This is a genomic window from Pontibacter vulgaris (assembly GCF_022758145.1).
In the GTDB taxonomy this organism is placed as follows: Bacteria; Bacteroidota; Bacteroidia; order Cytophagales; family Hymenobacteraceae; genus Pontibacter; species Pontibacter vulgaris.
Map to the genome: position 1 here is coordinate 53429 of NZ_JAJVDH010000004.1, position 15192 is coordinate 68620.

Annotated in this window: 15 protein-coding genes; 8 read left to right on the top strand and 7 right to left on the bottom strand. The window is 43.6% G+C overall.

Annotated features, from left to right (window positions below; all coding sequences use genetic code 11):
- Window positions 1-66: 66 nt before the first annotated feature.
- Window positions 67-441, bottom strand: a complete 375-nt coding sequence (locus LWP20_RS10405) for a hypothetical protein (protein WP_242928081.1) — start codon at window positions 439-441, stop codon at window positions 67-69.
- Window positions 442-599: 158 nt separating this feature from the next.
- Between LWP20_RS10405 and ispG the strand changes: the two genes are divergently transcribed.
- From ispG to LWP20_RS10425, 4 genes are all read left to right on the top strand, one after another.
- A complete protein-coding gene (gene ispG, locus LWP20_RS10410) occupies window positions 600-2579 on the top strand; it encodes a (E)-4-hydroxy-3-methylbut-2-enyl-diphosphate synthase (protein ID WP_242928082.1) in 1980 nt (659 codons plus the stop codon).
- A 127-nt stretch (window positions 2580-2706) separates the two neighbouring features.
- Window positions 2707-2871: a DUF6728 family protein gene (locus LWP20_RS10415; protein WP_242928083.1), complete on the top strand. Its 165-nt coding sequence runs from the start codon at window positions 2707-2709 to the stop codon at window positions 2869-2871.
- 3 nt (window positions 2872-2874) lie between these two features.
- Entirely contained in the window at window positions 2875-3228 is a 354-nt protein-coding gene (locus LWP20_RS10420; RefSeq protein WP_242928084.1) for an MmcQ/YjbR family DNA-binding protein, read from the top strand.
- Between the two features lie 327 nt (window positions 3229-3555).
- Window positions 3556-4050 carry a MarR family winged helix-turn-helix transcriptional regulator gene (locus LWP20_RS10425; RefSeq protein WP_242928085.1) on the top strand — a complete coding sequence of 165 codons (495 nt, stop codon included), beginning with the start codon at window positions 3556-3558 and terminating at the stop codon, window positions 4048-4050.
- A 199-nt stretch (window positions 4051-4249) separates the two neighbouring features.
- On the opposite strand, the gene leuS is transcribed toward LWP20_RS10425, so the two are convergent.
- Complete coding sequence (gene leuS, locus LWP20_RS10430; protein ID WP_242928086.1) at window positions 4250-7015, bottom strand: leucine--tRNA ligase; 2766 nt, start codon at window positions 7013-7015, stop codon at window positions 4250-4252.
- Between the two features lie 229 nt (window positions 7016-7244).
- On the opposite strand from leuS, the gene LWP20_RS10435 reads away from it, so the two are divergent.
- Together LWP20_RS10435 and LWP20_RS10440 are read left to right on the top strand one after the other, a co-directional pair.
- Entirely contained in the window at window positions 7245-7898 is a 654-nt protein-coding gene (locus tag LWP20_RS10435; RefSeq protein WP_242928087.1) for a DsbA family protein, read from the top strand.
- A 228-nt stretch (window positions 7899-8126) separates the two neighbouring features.
- Window positions 8127-8837, top strand: a complete 711-nt coding sequence (locus LWP20_RS10440) for a DUF1003 domain-containing protein (protein ID WP_242928088.1) — start codon at window positions 8127-8129, stop codon at window positions 8835-8837.
- A gap of 7 nt (window positions 8838-8844) precedes the next feature.
- On the opposite strand, the gene LWP20_RS10445 is transcribed toward LWP20_RS10440, so the two are convergent.
- Together LWP20_RS10445 and LWP20_RS10450 are read right to left on the bottom strand one after the other, a co-directional pair.
- Entirely contained in the window at window positions 8845-9588 is a 744-nt protein-coding gene (locus tag LWP20_RS10445; RefSeq protein ID WP_242928089.1) for a spheroidene monooxygenase, read from the bottom strand.
- A gap of 108 nt (window positions 9589-9696) precedes the next feature.
- A complete protein-coding gene (locus LWP20_RS10450; RefSeq protein WP_242928090.1) occupies window positions 9697-10191 on the bottom strand; it encodes a pyridoxamine 5'-phosphate oxidase family protein in 495 nt (164 codons plus the stop codon).
- A 140-nt stretch (window positions 10192-10331) separates the two neighbouring features.
- On the opposite strand from LWP20_RS10450, the gene LWP20_RS10455 reads away from it, so the two are divergent.
- A complete protein-coding gene (locus LWP20_RS10455) occupies window positions 10332-10922 on the top strand; it encodes an acyl carrier protein phosphodiesterase (RefSeq protein ID WP_242928091.1) in 591 nt (196 codons plus the stop codon).
- Between the two features lie 65 nt (window positions 10923-10987).
- Here the strand turns inward: LWP20_RS10455 and LWP20_RS10460 are convergent, their stop codons facing one another.
- The 3 genes from LWP20_RS10460 to LWP20_RS10470 all read right to left on the bottom strand — a co-directional run bounded on the left by LWP20_RS10460 (window position 10988) and on the right by LWP20_RS10470 (window position 14377).
- Window positions 10988-11500, bottom strand: coding sequence for an FKBP-type peptidyl-prolyl cis-trans isomerase (locus LWP20_RS10460; protein ID WP_242928092.1), 513 nt, complete (start codon window positions 11498-11500; stop codon window positions 10988-10990).
- 122 nt (window positions 11501-11622) lie between these two features.
- Entirely contained in the window at window positions 11623-13563 is a 1941-nt protein-coding gene (locus LWP20_RS10465) for an AAA domain-containing protein (protein WP_242928093.1), read from the bottom strand.
- A gap of 184 nt (window positions 13564-13747) precedes the next feature.
- Window positions 13748-14377, bottom strand: coding sequence for a hypothetical protein (locus LWP20_RS10470; RefSeq protein ID WP_242928094.1), 630 nt, complete (start codon window positions 14375-14377; stop codon window positions 13748-13750).
- 403 nt (window positions 14378-14780) lie between these two features.
- Here LWP20_RS10470 and LWP20_RS10475 point away from each other — a divergent pair, with 403 nt between their 5' ends.
- A complete protein-coding gene (locus LWP20_RS10475) occupies window positions 14781-15050 on the top strand; it encodes a hypothetical protein (protein WP_242928095.1) in 270 nt (89 codons plus the stop codon).
- The last annotated feature ends 142 nt before the right edge of the window (window positions 15051-15192 follow it).

Below are 15192 nucleotides of genomic sequence, written 5' to 3' on the forward strand. Positions count from 1 at the left end.
GAAAGACTTTTTCTTACCCTTGTCCAAGTTTATACTTCAGGCTATCAACCGAGAAGTATAACTTACTCAATTATCGGTGTTTTTATACTTACTCATAAGCTCTCCGCCAACTTTGGCAAGTATAAGCGGAATAAGCACAACAGCTATACCAACCGCAATTATCCTCCGGAGTCCAAGTCGCATGATCAGGTTACTTACAATGTTATCCCGCATTTGTTGCATCATAAATCTGCCGGCCCTGGTCATTGGTTTGCCTTTCAGTATTTCCTGCACTTCGCGCCAGTTCCCGCGCTCCAACTGCCTTTTCAGAAAATCTAAAACTGAATCTTTGGTAATAAGTATAGCTTTGCTCAGCTGCTCCTGGCGTAAACGGCTCCACTGCAGCAATTCCTGCAATTTCATGTCCGGGTGTTTGGGAAGAAAAGCGCGCATGTGTATCATAACCGCAAATTTTACCGTGAATTACTTAATCAAGTAAAGTCTTGCTGTTGCCACCTTGAAACTTGTAGCGAATAAGCATTACCTTTACGTGTTCAGCTTTTTGAACAAAGCAACTTATACTTTAGTTAAAGAAACGAAGCATTCTATAGCTTAGCTTTATGAATAAGAACTATTGCCCCAGCCTTACAGAATATGTACGCAGGAAAACCATTGTAGTCAATATTGGCGACGTGCCCATGGGTGGTAACAATCCGATCAGGGTGCAGTCTATGACCACAGTTGACACCATGGATACTATGGGTTCAGTGGAACAGTGCATCCGCATGATAGAGGCCGGTTGCGAATATATCCGGATTACAGCGCCAAGTATAAAAGAAGCTGAAAACCTGCGTAATATCCGCGATGAGTTGCGCAAACGCGGTTATAATGTTCCCTTGGTTGCTGATATTCATTTTACACCAAACGCTGCCGAAGTTGCTGCCCGTATTGTTGAGAAAGTACGGATTAACCCTGGAAATTACGCCGATAAGAAGAAATTTGAAGTTATAGAGTATAACGACGAAACATACCAGGCTGAGCTGGACCGCATCCGTGAGCGCTTTCTTCCTTTAGTGCGCATCTGCAAAGAACATGGCACGGCTATGCGCATCGGCACTAACCATGGTTCGCTTTCAGATCGAATACTTAGCCGTTACGGCGATACACCGCTTGGTATGGTTGAAAGTGCGCTTGAATTCCTGCGTATTTGTGAAGCGGAGAACTATCATAACATCGTTATCTCAATGAAAGCTTCCAATACCCAGGTAATGGTGCAGGCGTATCGCTTGCTGGTACAGAAGCTGGAAGAAGATGGCATGCAGCCATATCCGATGCACCTGGGTGTAACAGAGGCTGGCGAGGCTGAGGATGGCCGTATAAAATCGGCAGTGGGCATTGGCACTTTACTGGAAGACGGCTTAGGCGATACCGTACGTGTTTCGTTAACAGAAGCACCAGAGGCTGAGGCTCCTGTAGCCAAAGCTTTAATAGACCGCTATACTCACCGCGCTGAAAAAGCATCGCCAATTAAGCCTGTTTGTAACGTTCCTATTGACCCATTCCAGTATCACCGCCGCGAAACAGTAGAAATAGAGAACCTTGGTGGTCAGAATGTACCGCGCGTAATCGCTGACCTGAGCCGGTTAACCGATATCAAGTATGCCGACCTGAAATGTGTAGGCCACCTGTATTCTATGCTGCTCGATAAGTTTAACATGAACGACCTCGGCGCAGATTATATTTATACCGGCGATACACCTGTCAGCTTTATGTTACCAAACGGGTTAAAGGAAATACTTAACTATACACCATGGCTCCTGAACGAGCAACAGGATAACCGGCACCCGCTTTTAACAGCAAAACAATACCTTCCGGCAAAAGAAGAAAACCTGCACCCGAAGCTCAACTTTGTGCAGCTAACCCTTGCCGACCTGACCGACGAAATGCTGCAACGTCTTAAGCAGGATAATACGGCTGTACTGATGCTGCATACTGCCAATGAGCATGCCATGCCGGAGCTGCGTAAATGTTTCTTCAGGTTAATGAACAACGGAATTCAAAATCCGTGCATCGTTCAGCGAGAGTATGCCGACCTGACCTCAGACGAGATACAGCTTTATGCTTCTACAGATGTGGGTGGCCTGCTGATTGACGGACTTGGTGATGGAATTATACTTGGCACCGAGCTATTGGCTGAACGCGAAAAAGGAGAGTGGCTACAAACTATTGAAAAGCTGAATAACCTGAGCTTTGGCATATTACAGGCTGCCCGTACCCGCATGAGCAAAACAGAATACATTAGTTGCCCAAGTTGTGGTCGTACCCTGTTCGACCTGCAGGAAACCACGGCCATGATCCGCAAGCGCACTGACCACCTGAAAGGAGTGAAGATTGGGATTATGGGCTGTATAGTTAATGGCCCTGGCGAAATGGCTGATGCTGATTATGGGTATGTTGGTGTAGGTAAAGATAAAATTGCTTTGTACCGCGGCCAAACCGTTGTAAAAAAAGCAGTGCCTGCCGACCGTGCCGTAGACGAACTGATAGAGCTAATCCGCGAAGATGACAAATGGATTGAGCCTGTAAGACTGGAAGAATAACATAACTTAAATTACTGTTTTTCAAATCTTTTCCAGCCAATTACTGTTTAAGATTAAGTATAACAATAGCTTTCAAAAGTGCTTTTGTTATACTTTAAAAATCGATTTTCTATACCAGCTATACAACATGAAGGGATTATTTGATTTTACTGAAGTAGCCACCTACTTCTTCCGCAAAAAGGACCCGAATCGTAAAACTAATTTTAACCTGCGTACTATGCATTTCATCAATAAACTATCTATTGTGATGTTTTTGATGGGCGCTATTTACTTTATAGTTACACATTTATAACCTGTGAACATAGAGGAACTGCGGGAATACTGCCTTGCAAAACCAGGCACTACTGAAGAACTCCCTTTTGATGCCGATACGCTGGTGTTTAAAGTATGCGGTAAGATGTATGTACTTTGCAGCCTGTCAGATTATGAGAAAGGAATAGCGCTTAAATGTGAACCGGAACAGGCTATTGAGTTACGCGAAATGTACCCGCAAGTACTGCCCGGGTACCACATGAGCAAAATCCATTGGAATACCGTGTTGCCGGAATCCGGCTTGCCTGATAGCCTTTTACGTAATTGGATTGACGATTCCTACAACCTGGTAGCTTCTAAACTTACAAAAGCTCAAAAGCAACTGATAGGATTTTAATTTAAGTATAAAAATATTTCAGCTGAAAAGAGTCGTTGGTAAACTAAACAAGTTCGCCAGCGACTCTTTTTATTTTATTCAGATTATCAATTAGTTATACTTCATCCATAACTATATTAAAACATTATTAAACGTGCTTCATTACTTATTGCTTCATAAAAAATGAATTTATTCAATTTGCATCAAAGGAAGTAACAGCCGAAAAGCAATAAGAAGCTAATTCATGAAAGGCAAAAAATATCTTCTATAATCGACAAAACTTGAATAAGTCTCTATGAAATCTCAATAATTATGGTTAAAATTGAGAAACTCACCTTAACAAGTAATATGCCTTTAGAGAATGAAATTGGATTGTCTAGCTTTCGCAATGAATGGCAGAAAGCCAGCATGAGTGTCTTGTACACCCATGGTTTCTTATACAATGGATACGAGAGCTTCTTTAAAAAACATCAGGTTACATCACAGCAGTTTAACGTACTCAGGATTTTATTAGAGCAATTCCCAAGGCCAGTTTCTACGTCGTTCCTGCGTGATAAAATGCTCGATAAAATGTCGGACGCTTCGCGTTTGGTTAGCCGTCTGCATGCTAAGGGCTTGGTAGAAGTTACTCAGAACCTGAAAGACAAGCGCCTGGTTAATATTGTTATATCTGCCAAAGGCCAGCAACTGGTTAGCCAGGTAGATAGCGATATTTATAACCTGGATGCTTTGGTGCAAGGACTTACTGAAGATGAAGCCATGCAGCTTACCGATTTACTTACAAAAGTTCGACAATCAATCAAGACTGTGCATGAGAGAATTTCTACACCTGAACAAGTTTAGATTCTAGGCTAAACACCCTTAAACAGCTAAGCCTGCCTTGGTGCTTTTCAGCATTAGGCAGGCCTTTTTATTTTTACTGATGCTTAAAGGTTTTCTGAAGTTTAAATCAGGAGGTATGAACCATATAAAAACCGAAGAGCCGCTAAACATTGGCTGTTATAACGGCTCCCGGTATAGTTAATTGGTAAGATGGAAGTCTTTATACTACCACGTTAATGATTTTGTTAGGTACTATAATAATTTTCTTTGGTGATTTTCCATCAAAAAACTTAGTTACCTGCTCATCAGCTAAAACTGCCTTTTCCATTTCTTCGCGAGGCGTGTCGATAGCGAAAGTCATTTTGCCACGGGTCTTACCATTTACCGATACAGGGTACTCATACGTGTTCTCTACCAGGTATTCTTCTTTCCATTGCGGGAAAGTAGCATACGTTATACTTTCTGAATGCCCTAAAGCCTGCCAGATCTCTTCAGTGATGTGTGGCGCGTAAGGAGCAAGTATAATAGTAAGTGGCTCCAGTATAGCACGCTTGTTTGTCTTCAACTGTGTCAGTTCATTTGCGCAGATCATAAAGGTAGAAACCGATGTATTGAACGAAAAACGCTCAATATCTTCTTCTACTTTTTTGATTGTCTTATGTAATGTCTTCAGCTCTTCTGCAGTAGGCGCATCCTCTGAAACCGAGAAGTTACCATCGTTGTCATGGAATAATCTCCAGTATTTCTTCAGGAATTTGTGCACGCCATCCATTCCGTTGGTATTCCATGGCTTGAACTGCTCCAGTGGGCCCAGGAACATCTCGTACATACGTAGCGTGTCGGCGCCCATTCGCTCTACCAGATCATCCGGGTTCACAACGTTATACTTCGATTTCGACATCTTCTCGATCTCTACCCCAACGTTATACTTCCCATCTTCCAGTATAAATTCGGCATCAGCATTCTCAGGTCTCCACTTTCTGAAGGCTTCAATATCGAGCACGTCGTTCTCTACAATGTTCACATCCACGTGTAACTGCGTTGTCTCATATTGTTCTTTCAAACCATAAGAAACATACTTATTTGTGCCGTTAATGCGGTAAACAAAGTTAGAACGGCCCTGGATCATACCCTGGTTGATGAGCTTTTTGAATGGCTCGTGTTCAACTACCAGTCCCAGGTCATACATAAACTTGTTCCAGAAGCGGGAGTAGAGTAGATGCCCGGTTGCGTGCTCAGAGCCTCCAATATATAAATCTACATTTCTCCAGTACTCGATCTTATCTTTTGCAGCAAACTCATTGTTGTTTTGCGGGTCCATGTAGCGGTACCAGTACCAGCTGCTGCCTGCCCAACCCGGCATGGTGCTTAGTTCATACTCATACTGGTTGTTATACTTCCAGTCTACAGCGCGGCCCAGTGGTGGCTCACCGGTTTCGGTTGGCAGGTAGGCATCAATTTTAGGCAGCTCCAGTGGTAACTCCTCATCCTTCAACAACTGCGGAATGCCATTTTTAAAGTATACCGGCACTGGTTCACCCCAGTAACGCTGACGACTGAACACGGCATCGCGCATACGGTACTGCACACGACCCTTGCCAACACCTAGTTCTTCAGCTTTGGTTATACCTGCTTTTATAGCCTCTTTTACATCCAGCCCATTCAGGAAACCGGAATTGATGATCTTACCTTCTTTGGCAGCGTAGGCTTCTTCTTCTATATTTCCGCCTTCAACCACCTGCTTTATTGGAAGGTTAAAGTGCTTGGCAAACGCATAGTCGCGGGAGTCGTGGCCCGGAACGGCCATAACTGCACCAGTACCATAGCCTGCCAGCACATAATCCGCAATCCAGATCGGCACACGTTCTTCAGAGATTGGGTTGATGGCGTAAGCTCCTGTAAACACGCCGGTAACGGTTTTTACGTCGGTCATACGCTCACGCTCCGAACGGTTTTTGGCTACGTTCACATATTCCTCAACTGCGGCACGCTGGGCATCTGTCGTTATCTGCGCTACCAGGTCATGCTCCGGAGCAAGTACCACAAAGGTAGCTCCGAAAATAGTATCGATGCGGGTCGTAAATACTTTAATATGGCCATCACCTTCAATCGCAAAGTCCAGCTCGGCACCAACCGATTTACTTATCCAGTTGCGCTGCATTTCCTTAACCGGCTCCGGCCAGTCTATCTCTTCTAAACCTTGTAGTAAACGCTCGGCATAGGCTGTGATGCGCATCATCCACTGGCGCATTTTCTTACGCTCAACTGGGTAACCGCCACGCTCTGATACACCACCAACTACTTCGTCGTTAGCCAGTACCGTACCCAGGGCAGGGCACCAGTTTACGATAGCTTCGGCAACATAAGTTAATCTATACTTCAGCAGCATTTCAGCCTGCTGCTGTTCGTTCATACTTTTCCAGTCTTCAGCAGTGAAGGCAGGGGTATCTTCGTCGCAGGCGGCGTTTACATTAGCATTACCGGTAGCTTCAAACTCAGCGATCAGTTTCTCTATACTTTCAGCTTTATCCGAAGTATAGTTATAGTAGCTGTTGAACAGCTGCATGAAGATCCATTGCGTCCATTTGTAGTAACTTGGGTCGGAGGTGCGCACTTCGCGTTCCCAGTCAAAAGAGAAACCTATATTTTTTAGCTGCTCTATATAGCGGGCAATGTTCTGCTCGGTAGTAATGGCAGGGTGCTGGCCAGTTTGTATCGCATATTGCTCGGCTGGCAAACCAAATGAGTCGAAGCCCATTGGGTGCAGCACATTAAAACCTTTCAGGCGCTTGTAACGGCTCACAATGTCAGAGGCGATATAACCAAGCGGGTGGCCAACGTGCAAACCTGCACCAGATGGATACGGGAACATATCTAGGGCGTAGTACTTAGGTTTGTCGTTGCTTTCGTTGGCTTTAAACGTCTGGTTTTCTTCCCAATAACGCTGCCATTTTTTCTCAATCTGAAGGAAATTATACTCTGACATCTGTTCTGTATGTATCGCGGATGATATTCTTAAACCGTAAAAATAACACAGTTTCTGTAATTGTCGCGCTCAAATTGCTGATTGTTGAGCAGGAGTGAGGTTTTATCTCGTGTAAGAACCGTATTAATTTGCCTTTTAACCAGTATAAAGTATAAATGAACAACCTTACGCTATTGCTTTACCTCGCTGACTAAAACCTGTACATTTGTACTATAAACTAACTATAGAAATGGAACAATACGATCTGCTGGATGTACCGCACCTGATTTACGTAATGGACCCGATGTGCTCCTGGTGTTATGGATTTGCTCCGGTACTTAAAAAGATAAAAGAAGAAAATACCGGCAAATTAAACTTTAAACTGGTACTTGGCGGTCTTAGGCCCGGCACTACTGAGCCAATGGACGAGCAAATGAAGAATACCGTGAAGCTCCATTGGCAGGAAGTTGAAAAAGCTACCCATCAGCCTTTTGATTATACTTTGTTCGACCGTGAAAATTTTGTTTACGACACAGAGCCTGGCTGCCGTGCAGTTGTAACCATGCGGTACCTGAAAAGAGAAGCAGAACTGGAAATGGCCGAAGCAGTGCAACATGCTTTTTATGCTAAAAACATTGACGTTACAAAACCTGAAGTATTAGCAAGTATAGCTGCTCAATTTGGCATAGAAGAGGAAGCGTTTCTGGAAAAATTTAATTCAGAAGAAATAAAAGAAAAGACGCAGCAGGATTTCCTGATCGCGCGCCATGTACAGGCCAACGCTTTCCCGAGTTTATACTTGCTGAATGGGCATCAGATTATGTTGGTTAGCCGGGGCTACCGCAATTACGAAGCCGTAAAAAGTAAACTGGAAGAAACACTGCTGAAAACGAAGACAGCGTAAACATCCTGTAGCACATATCCAAAACAGGCTCTTGTGCTAAGGAGGCCGCCAAATTAGAATTTCTATTTAACCAATGTTTTAGCTGCTGTTGCAGGTATAGCATTGGTTTTTATTTTTATGACAGCGCCGAATGCTATACCTTATCTAATTTTCAGAATACAAAGTATAATAGGTGTCCTTGCTATACAAATTTACTTTTTGCTGCATGCACTATAAAAATCCTGAAGTATGAGCAAACACAACCATAAAACTGCCATCAGCCACATATCAAAAAAAAGTATTCCTTATCACGAGCTGGTGCTGGGCGCCAACATCCGGAAAAGTATTTTTGACCTCATAAAAAGAGATTATCCGGATTTTACAGAAGAATCCTACCTGTCTGAAAAAGAGCTTAATAAATACCGTAAAAAATACCTGGAAGAAATACTGACCCGGGAAGTAGGGGAACTAACGAAGCTCGAAAAAGAAGTAATGGAAAGTATCAATCAAAACGAGTTACTTTCTACAAACATCGAGTTTGAGTTGGATGAGCAAATTACCCTGGGCAACCGAATTGCGGATAAAGTGGCTAGTTTTGGCGGCAGCTGGACATTTATACTTTGTTTCTTTGGGTTTATACTTTTATGGATGTTGGTTAACTTATTTTTACTAGCATCTAAACCATACGACCCCTATCCCTTTATACTCTTAAACCTGATCCTATCATGTCTGGCTGCTATACAAGCTCCCATTATTATGATGAGCCAGAACCGCAAAGAAACAAAAGATCGCCAGCGCTCCATTTACGATTATAAGGTAAATCTAAAGGCAGAATTGGAGATACGGCTACTACACGAAAAACTAGACCACATGATCGTGCACCAGAACCAACACCTGATTGAGATACAGGAAATACAGGTAGACCTGATGGAAGACATCCTGAACCGGATGAAGAAATAAGTATAAACTATAGTTTGGGGTGTAATGCCAGGATTGCTCTTAATGGATCTGTGCCATGCCAGGTTCCTTCGCTGCTAACAGGCTTAAAACGGGCAAAAAGCTCTTCGCTATACCATTTCTCAGCTCGTGTACGGCGCATTACTTCCTGGTGCATCGGGTGCTTATAAGCATACTGTTTCATTGCCTCCGCCGATTCCCAAACACTGAATGTTGCCTGCCGGATAAGCGGCAACTCACCTAAGCCAATAGAACACAGTAACCCTTCAGCAGTGTCCAGCGCTTTGCTGGCCTGCGGTACAAAGCGCCAGAAAGATGGCAAAGCCCGCCAGTTTATACTTGCCCGGGTAAGTACGGCAATAGGCCCATCTGTATACTTTTCATCCAATAAAGGAGAGAAGGGTTCGTGATCATCCCAGAGGCCATGCGACTGGTAAGGCAGTAACCGAACCGTCCATATCTCATTAGAGTGGTGGCGGTAGGTTTGCATTAAATCGGAGCGGTGCAGAAAATTTTCAGCCGCTTCTTCGCTTTCCCAGGTACATAGCAAGCCATAACGCCTGAAGTTGGGTTTTATGCTAAATCCTTTTCCGTGCCCGCTGCCTAACAGCTTATAAAATAGTAACCCCGGCACATCTTTTAAGTATGGCCTGGATGTGCCCATCTGAGCTAATCCCCAGCGTAAGTGGCCGTTTCGTATTCCAAAAAGGGTAAGCGTAGTAAGGCGTGGCATTGGAGTAAGCAGGTTCTGCAAAGTATAAAACTGATAATAATGCGGATGTACGAAGATACAAATCTGTAAACAAAAACACCTGCCGGTACCAAAGGTTTAGCAGGTGTTTTTGAAGTATAATTCTGGCAATTACAGGTTTATCTTTTTATTCTCGCCTGGTTTATATTGCTCCCCGGTAATAGCTGCTTTTGCTACCCCAATCAGGTGCACAACAGCGCTGTTAGGAGAGTCCCAGTACTCAGCCTTATCTATTGTTACTTTTATAAGCCCTATATTCGGATCATCTTTACCTTCCGGAAACCAGGCTTTTAGAGCAGGATTCCAAAGCTCATCAATCTTTTGTTTATCTTTCGTAAGTGTTGCCTTACCCGACACCGATACATAGAGGTTATCATCTGGTTTAGAATAGCTTAAGTTTACATGAGAATCATTCTGTAGCTCATGCGATTTACCTGATTCATACCCGGTAAAAAACCAGATAACGCCATCCTCCTTAACCGTCTGGTTGCGCATCGGGCGGCTGCGCAAACAACCATCGTCTTCCACGGTGGTCATCATGGCAATATCAATATCTTTTATCTTATCAATGAGTGTCTGCAGATTTTCTTTTTGATTATCGTTCATAGCTTTCTTATGTTGTGTTTTGCGTTTAAGAGTACGGGGTGCAACTGCATTGGGTTTATAGTGCTGTTACCGCCCAACTTTAACTGAAACAAAACACCGCCGAAGATGTTTATATCCGATATACTTAAGCCCCAATTACCTTGAATTTTTTAGCCCACGTGTTTCTTTCTGGTAATGATGAAGAATTGTTACTTGGCAATTTTATTGCTGATTCGGTAAAAGGCAAACAGGCAGCGCTATACTCTGAAGGTGTGCAGAAAGGTATACAATTGCACCGCCTCATAGATGCCTACACCGACACGCATCCTGTAGTACACCAGACAAAAGAACGCCTGCGATACAAGTATAAAAAATACGCCCCGGTAATTGCCGACATGTATTATGATCATTTCCTGGCAAGCAATTTTACCGATTATTCCATTGAGCCTCTACCTGTTTATACTTCCAGAATCTATACTTTGATAAATACTCATTTCGAGCTGCTCCCGCCACGAATACAGCGTTTTTTTCCGCACATGATGCAACACAACTGGCTGCTGAGTTATGGAGAAATAACAGGTATTGCTCAGGCACTGGGCGGCCTGAGCCGTCGTACAAGTTTCGAATCAGGTATGGAAACTGCAGCCGTAGAACTTCAGGAAAACTATAGTTTATATGCACACGACTTCAGAGTTTTTTTCCCGGAGTTGGTGGCGTATGCAGAGCAGGTGAGAAGAGAGCTGCGGCAATAATGAACGAAAAAGAGCAGCTTTTCAGCTGCTCTTTTCAAACGTATCAATAAGTAATTTTGCCTGGCTTAATGATGGTGTCCACCTTCGCCGTGTACGTGACCGTGATCAAGTTCTTCCTGAGAAGCTTCACGTATCTTTTCTACTTTGCCCTGGAAGTATAATTCCTTGCCGGCAAGTGGGTGGTTAAAGTCCATGGTTACAGCCTCTTCAGTTACTTTAACCACACGGCCCTGCAGCTGGTTGCCTTCGCTGTCGGCCATAGGTATAAAATTACCTACTTCCAACATGTTTTCAGGTACAGCACCTTCCACCTGGAAAACTGTTTTAGGTAGTTCTACCACAGCGTTCTCATCAAAGTCACCGTAACCGTCTTCTGCATTCAGTTTAAAGTCAAACGCATCGCCAACACTCAGGCCGTCGATGTTTTCTTCAAACTGATCAGGTAAACCGCTCATGCCGTAAATAAACACCATCGGGTGCTCAGCTGTAGCCGTTTCCAGAAGCGTTTGCTCGCCGTTCTCGTTTTGTACACGCAGCTCGTAGGTGAGCGAAACCACTCTGTCTTTTTCGATTTTCATATACTATCTTTTTGATCAGGAAACGGAAAGGTACGGAATTAAGATGCCACTTTTTAACCTTTGTATCCTACGCCTGCTAACCGCCTCATTTCTATACTACTTTTTTATACTTCAGATTCTACTCAGGGCATACACTCGGTAAGCTCCCAGGCACTTTTATACGCGCTTATAGTTTCTATGTAAGCCATAAACGACTCGTAAAACGGATGCTGGCTCAGTGTGGCGCTGTCTCCTACAATTACCAGTTTCTTTTTAGCACGCGTCATGGCCACATTCATTCTCCTGATATCGCTCAGGAAACCGATTTCGCCTTTATCGTTGCTGCGCACCATACTGATGTAAATAATATCGCGTTCCTGGCCCTGAAAACTATCTACTGTACCAACTGATAACTGCCTTTTGGTACGAAGCTCATGCAGCAGTGGCGTATGTTCAACACGGTCTTCGAGGTAATTGATCTGGGCGCGATAAGGAGCAATTACACCAATTTTAAGCGGGTTTTCGTGCTCCTCATACTTATAGTCTTTCAGCAACTGCAGCAGGTGGTTGAGCATCAGGTTTGCCTCATCGGGGTTAGCTGAGCTCTGCGTTTCGGCCATGTCGGTTTCGTTAAAACCGCAGCCGGCGGTATCAATAAACTCGATGGCAAGACCTGACGCAAACTGCTCATGAAAATTGCTGAGGTCAGTACTATGCACGCTTTCATGCGCCTGAAGCTCGCCGTTATAAAATTGCTGGTTCGAGAACTGCATGATATGATGGTGCATGCGGTACTGCGTTTTCAGCATTACAGCCACATCCGGCTGGCGCTCAATACATTTTTCAAACAGCGTTTTGCCGAGTCCTTTTTTCTCAGCTTCGAAAGACTTAACAGTAGGAGGTAGCTGGCAATGGTCGCCGGCCAGAACCACACGGTTTGCTCTTGAGATCGGAATCCAGCAGGCTGGTTCCAGCGCCTGAGCTGCTTCATCAATAAATACTGTATCGTATTGTATGTGGCGGATAGCTTTATTGGCAGCACCTACCAGCGTACACGTAATTACCTGCACGTTTTCAAGCAGATCATCTGTAATGTAATGCTCCACGTTATCAGCTTCATCCAGCAAACGATGGCTTTCCATTTTGTATAACTGGCGCTGAGCACGCTCTTCATGCCCGAACTTGCGCTTGTACTGGTAGGCCAAGCGCTTATATTCTTCAGCCGTTTTCCTGATCTCTTTCAGGTCTTTATAGGCACGGTGCGCCATAATCTGGGCATCTAAAGTATGTTCCAGCAACACATCCGATACCCGCGACGGATTACCGATCCGGATAACATTTACGCCTTCGTTCGCTAATTTTTCAGTGAGTAGATCTACAGCCGTGTTGGAGGGGGCAGTAACCAGCAGACGCTTCTGTGTTTTAAGCGTCTGAAGTATGGCCTGCACCAGCGTAGTAGTTTTACCTGTACCCGGAGGCCCGTGTATGATGGCTACATCTTTTGCCTGCACAATTTTGCGCACCGCTTCGTTCTGCGACTCATTCAGTACCGGGTTATTTGTATAGTCTTCGGTAGTAAAACGGGCTTTTTCATCCCCTAAAAGTATATCGCGAAGCTCTGCCAGGCGTGTTTTATGCGCGTCCAGCACTTTTTTCATCGCAATCTCCATTTCGCGGTAGCTCATCTCATCAAACGTGAGGTCGATGCCCAGGCGGCCATCGTCTACCCAATCCGGAAGGTCTTCTTTATTAGTAGCCAGCAGTATTTTGTTGCGCTTAATACCAACTATAACGCCCGGCAGGTTCTGGCGCTCGCCGTTGTTACTGAAAAGCGCAGCTGTTTTGCCCGTCTGGAAAAGATGCAGCTGGTCGCGGTCTTTGGTACGCTCCAGCTCTATCACTACTTTGTTACCAAAACCCAGTTCTTCTTTTGCAATAGTAACCGGGTACCAGCAAAAACCCATTGCTTTACGCTCAGCTATGGTGCTTTTCAGGCTTTTAATTTTGTATTGCTGGCGGTCTTCTTCCTGTTCAATCTTAAGCAGTTCCTGTACCTGCTTCAGTTCATAAAATATTTCGCTCATGTATCTCAAAAAGAAAGGCTGGTTAATGCTCCAGCCCTTGCTATGCTTATAACGCTTTTTGTCTGAATTTATACTTCGGCCTGTATTATACGGGCATCAGCAAAGTATAACAAAAAGGATTATTATTTTGCTCCATTTTACGGAAGTTTATACTTGTTTAATTTACAGGTTTATACTTCCGTTCTTAAGCCTTCTTGCTGTTCTTAGCCTTGCTTAACTTAACCTGCAGCATAACCGCGTAGAGTAAAAGTATAAAAGCAGCTACTGCAAGTATGGCAATTACTTTGTCTTTGCCATAGCGTTTTTCATTGGACGCGTTCAGTTCAACTTCCAGGTCTTTTATACTACGTTCACGCTTTTTTATCTGACTTTGCAAGGTGCTAACCTGGCTTTGTAAGTCTTCAAAACGGCGATCTATCGAGCGTTGGTCTTCTACTTTTATTTTGCCTTCGCGCTGAAACTCTGCTGTGCTCTCGGCTACCTTTTTTATACTTGCCACTTTTATGGCAGCAATAAGTTCAGAATCTTTATTGATGATCTTTTTAAGAGTTTCGATAATGCTCAGCAGATCTTTCTTAGATTTTTTGCCCCAGAAATTACTGTTTTGCTGGTTATAAAACTGGTACTCCATGATCAGTTGTTCGCGCTCACTCAGCAGGTGCGTCAATCTCTCGTCCTGTGCTTTTGCTTTTGCTACTTGTGCAGCAGTAGGTGCAGCGGGTTGCGTTTGTGCCCCCTCCGGTTCCTGAAATTGTGCTTGAGCGCCTGCAAACCATAAGCAAAGTGTAACAGTTGCCAGTAATCTTTTCTTCATCTTTTCTCCCTTGTTTGTTTTGAACAACACGCAAATATGGCCATCCTTATTGGATTAGACATTAATTTTTTTTGTTCGTTTTGTAAATCAATCAGAATAAAACAAGCTTATTGTTAAACATCGGTACAACTTTAACCTTCAATAAAAAAGCAAGGTACAAGCCCTAAATAAAAGAGAAGGTATAAAATTTGATTTGCAGCAAGGGGTAGTTCGAAACAAAGGGTGAGAGGTAAAATGCAACTCGATTATAAACCATGGCTTATAATAGTTAACTAAGCTGCTCGTAAACCAATAATTCAAGAAAATGAGCATCGTCATTTTGGACTTAACTCAAAGGTTGTATATTTACTACCACATTAACTATGCTTATTGGTTGTAGTTTAAACAAATTTAACCCTGACCCATGAAAAAGATATTTCTATCAATTGCGCTGGCAGCTTTAGTTGGTGCCGGTACTGTGTCTACTGCTTTAGCCTGCGAAGGCGGTAAATGTACGATGGCCCATACCAAAGATGGCAAGTCTAAAAAAGGCAAAAAAGGAACAGCCGGTACAGAACAATGCCACATGAAATCAGCTACTGCGGGTAAAACGCCTGACTCCTGCTGTATGAAAAAAGACGGGGCAAAAGCTGATGCTTCCAAAGCTACTAAAGAGACTAAATCTCAAAAGTAATTTATACATAGTACTGTTTACAAAAGCCTTCTGCCAAAGCAGAGGGCTTTTGCTTTTTTATACTTGCTGATAGTAAAGATACTTCTGGTTTTATACTTGTATAGCTATACTTAAAACTGCTATCTTTAGCTTTCGAGATTTA

Coding starts and splice junctions, on each gene's coding strand:
- LWP20_RS10415 (WP_242928083.1), top strand. CDS start 2,707: ATGAAGGGATTATTTGATTTTACTGAAGTAGCCACCTACTTCTTCCGC.
- LWP20_RS10425 (WP_242928085.1), top strand. CDS start 3,556: ATGCCTTTAGAGAATGAAATTGGATTGTCTAGCTTTCGCAATGAATGG.
- LWP20_RS10435 (WP_242928087.1), top strand. CDS start 7,245: ATGGAACAATACGATCTGCTGGATGTACCGCACCTGATTTACGTAATG.
- leuS (WP_242928086.1), bottom strand. CDS start 7,015: ATGTCAGAGTATAATTTCCTTCAGATTGAGAAAAAATGGCAGCGTTAT.
- LWP20_RS10440 (WP_242928088.1), top strand. CDS start 8,127: ATGAGCAAACACAACCATAAAACTGCCATCAGCCACATATCAAAAAAA.
- LWP20_RS10450 (WP_242928090.1), bottom strand. CDS start 10,191: ATGAACGATAATCAAAAAGAAAATCTGCAGACACTCATTGATAAGATA.
- LWP20_RS10405 (WP_242928081.1), bottom strand. CDS start 441: ATGATACACATGCGCGCTTTTCTTCCCAAACACCCGGACATGAAATTG.
- LWP20_RS10470 (WP_242928094.1), bottom strand. CDS start 14,377: ATGAAGAAAAGATTACTGGCAACTGTTACACTTTGCTTATGGTTTGCA.
- LWP20_RS10475 (WP_242928095.1), top strand. CDS start 14,781: ATGAAAAAGATATTTCTATCAATTGCGCTGGCAGCTTTAGTTGGTGCC.
- ispG (WP_242928082.1), top strand. CDS start 600: ATGAATAAGAACTATTGCCCCAGCCTTACAGAATATGTACGCAGGAAA.
- LWP20_RS10465 (WP_242928093.1), bottom strand. CDS start 13,563: ATGAGCGAAATATTTTATGAACTGAAGCAGGTACAGGAACTGCTTAAG.
- LWP20_RS10460 (WP_242928092.1), bottom strand. CDS start 11,500: ATGAAAATCGAAAAAGACAGAGTGGTTTCGCTCACCTACGAGCTGCGT.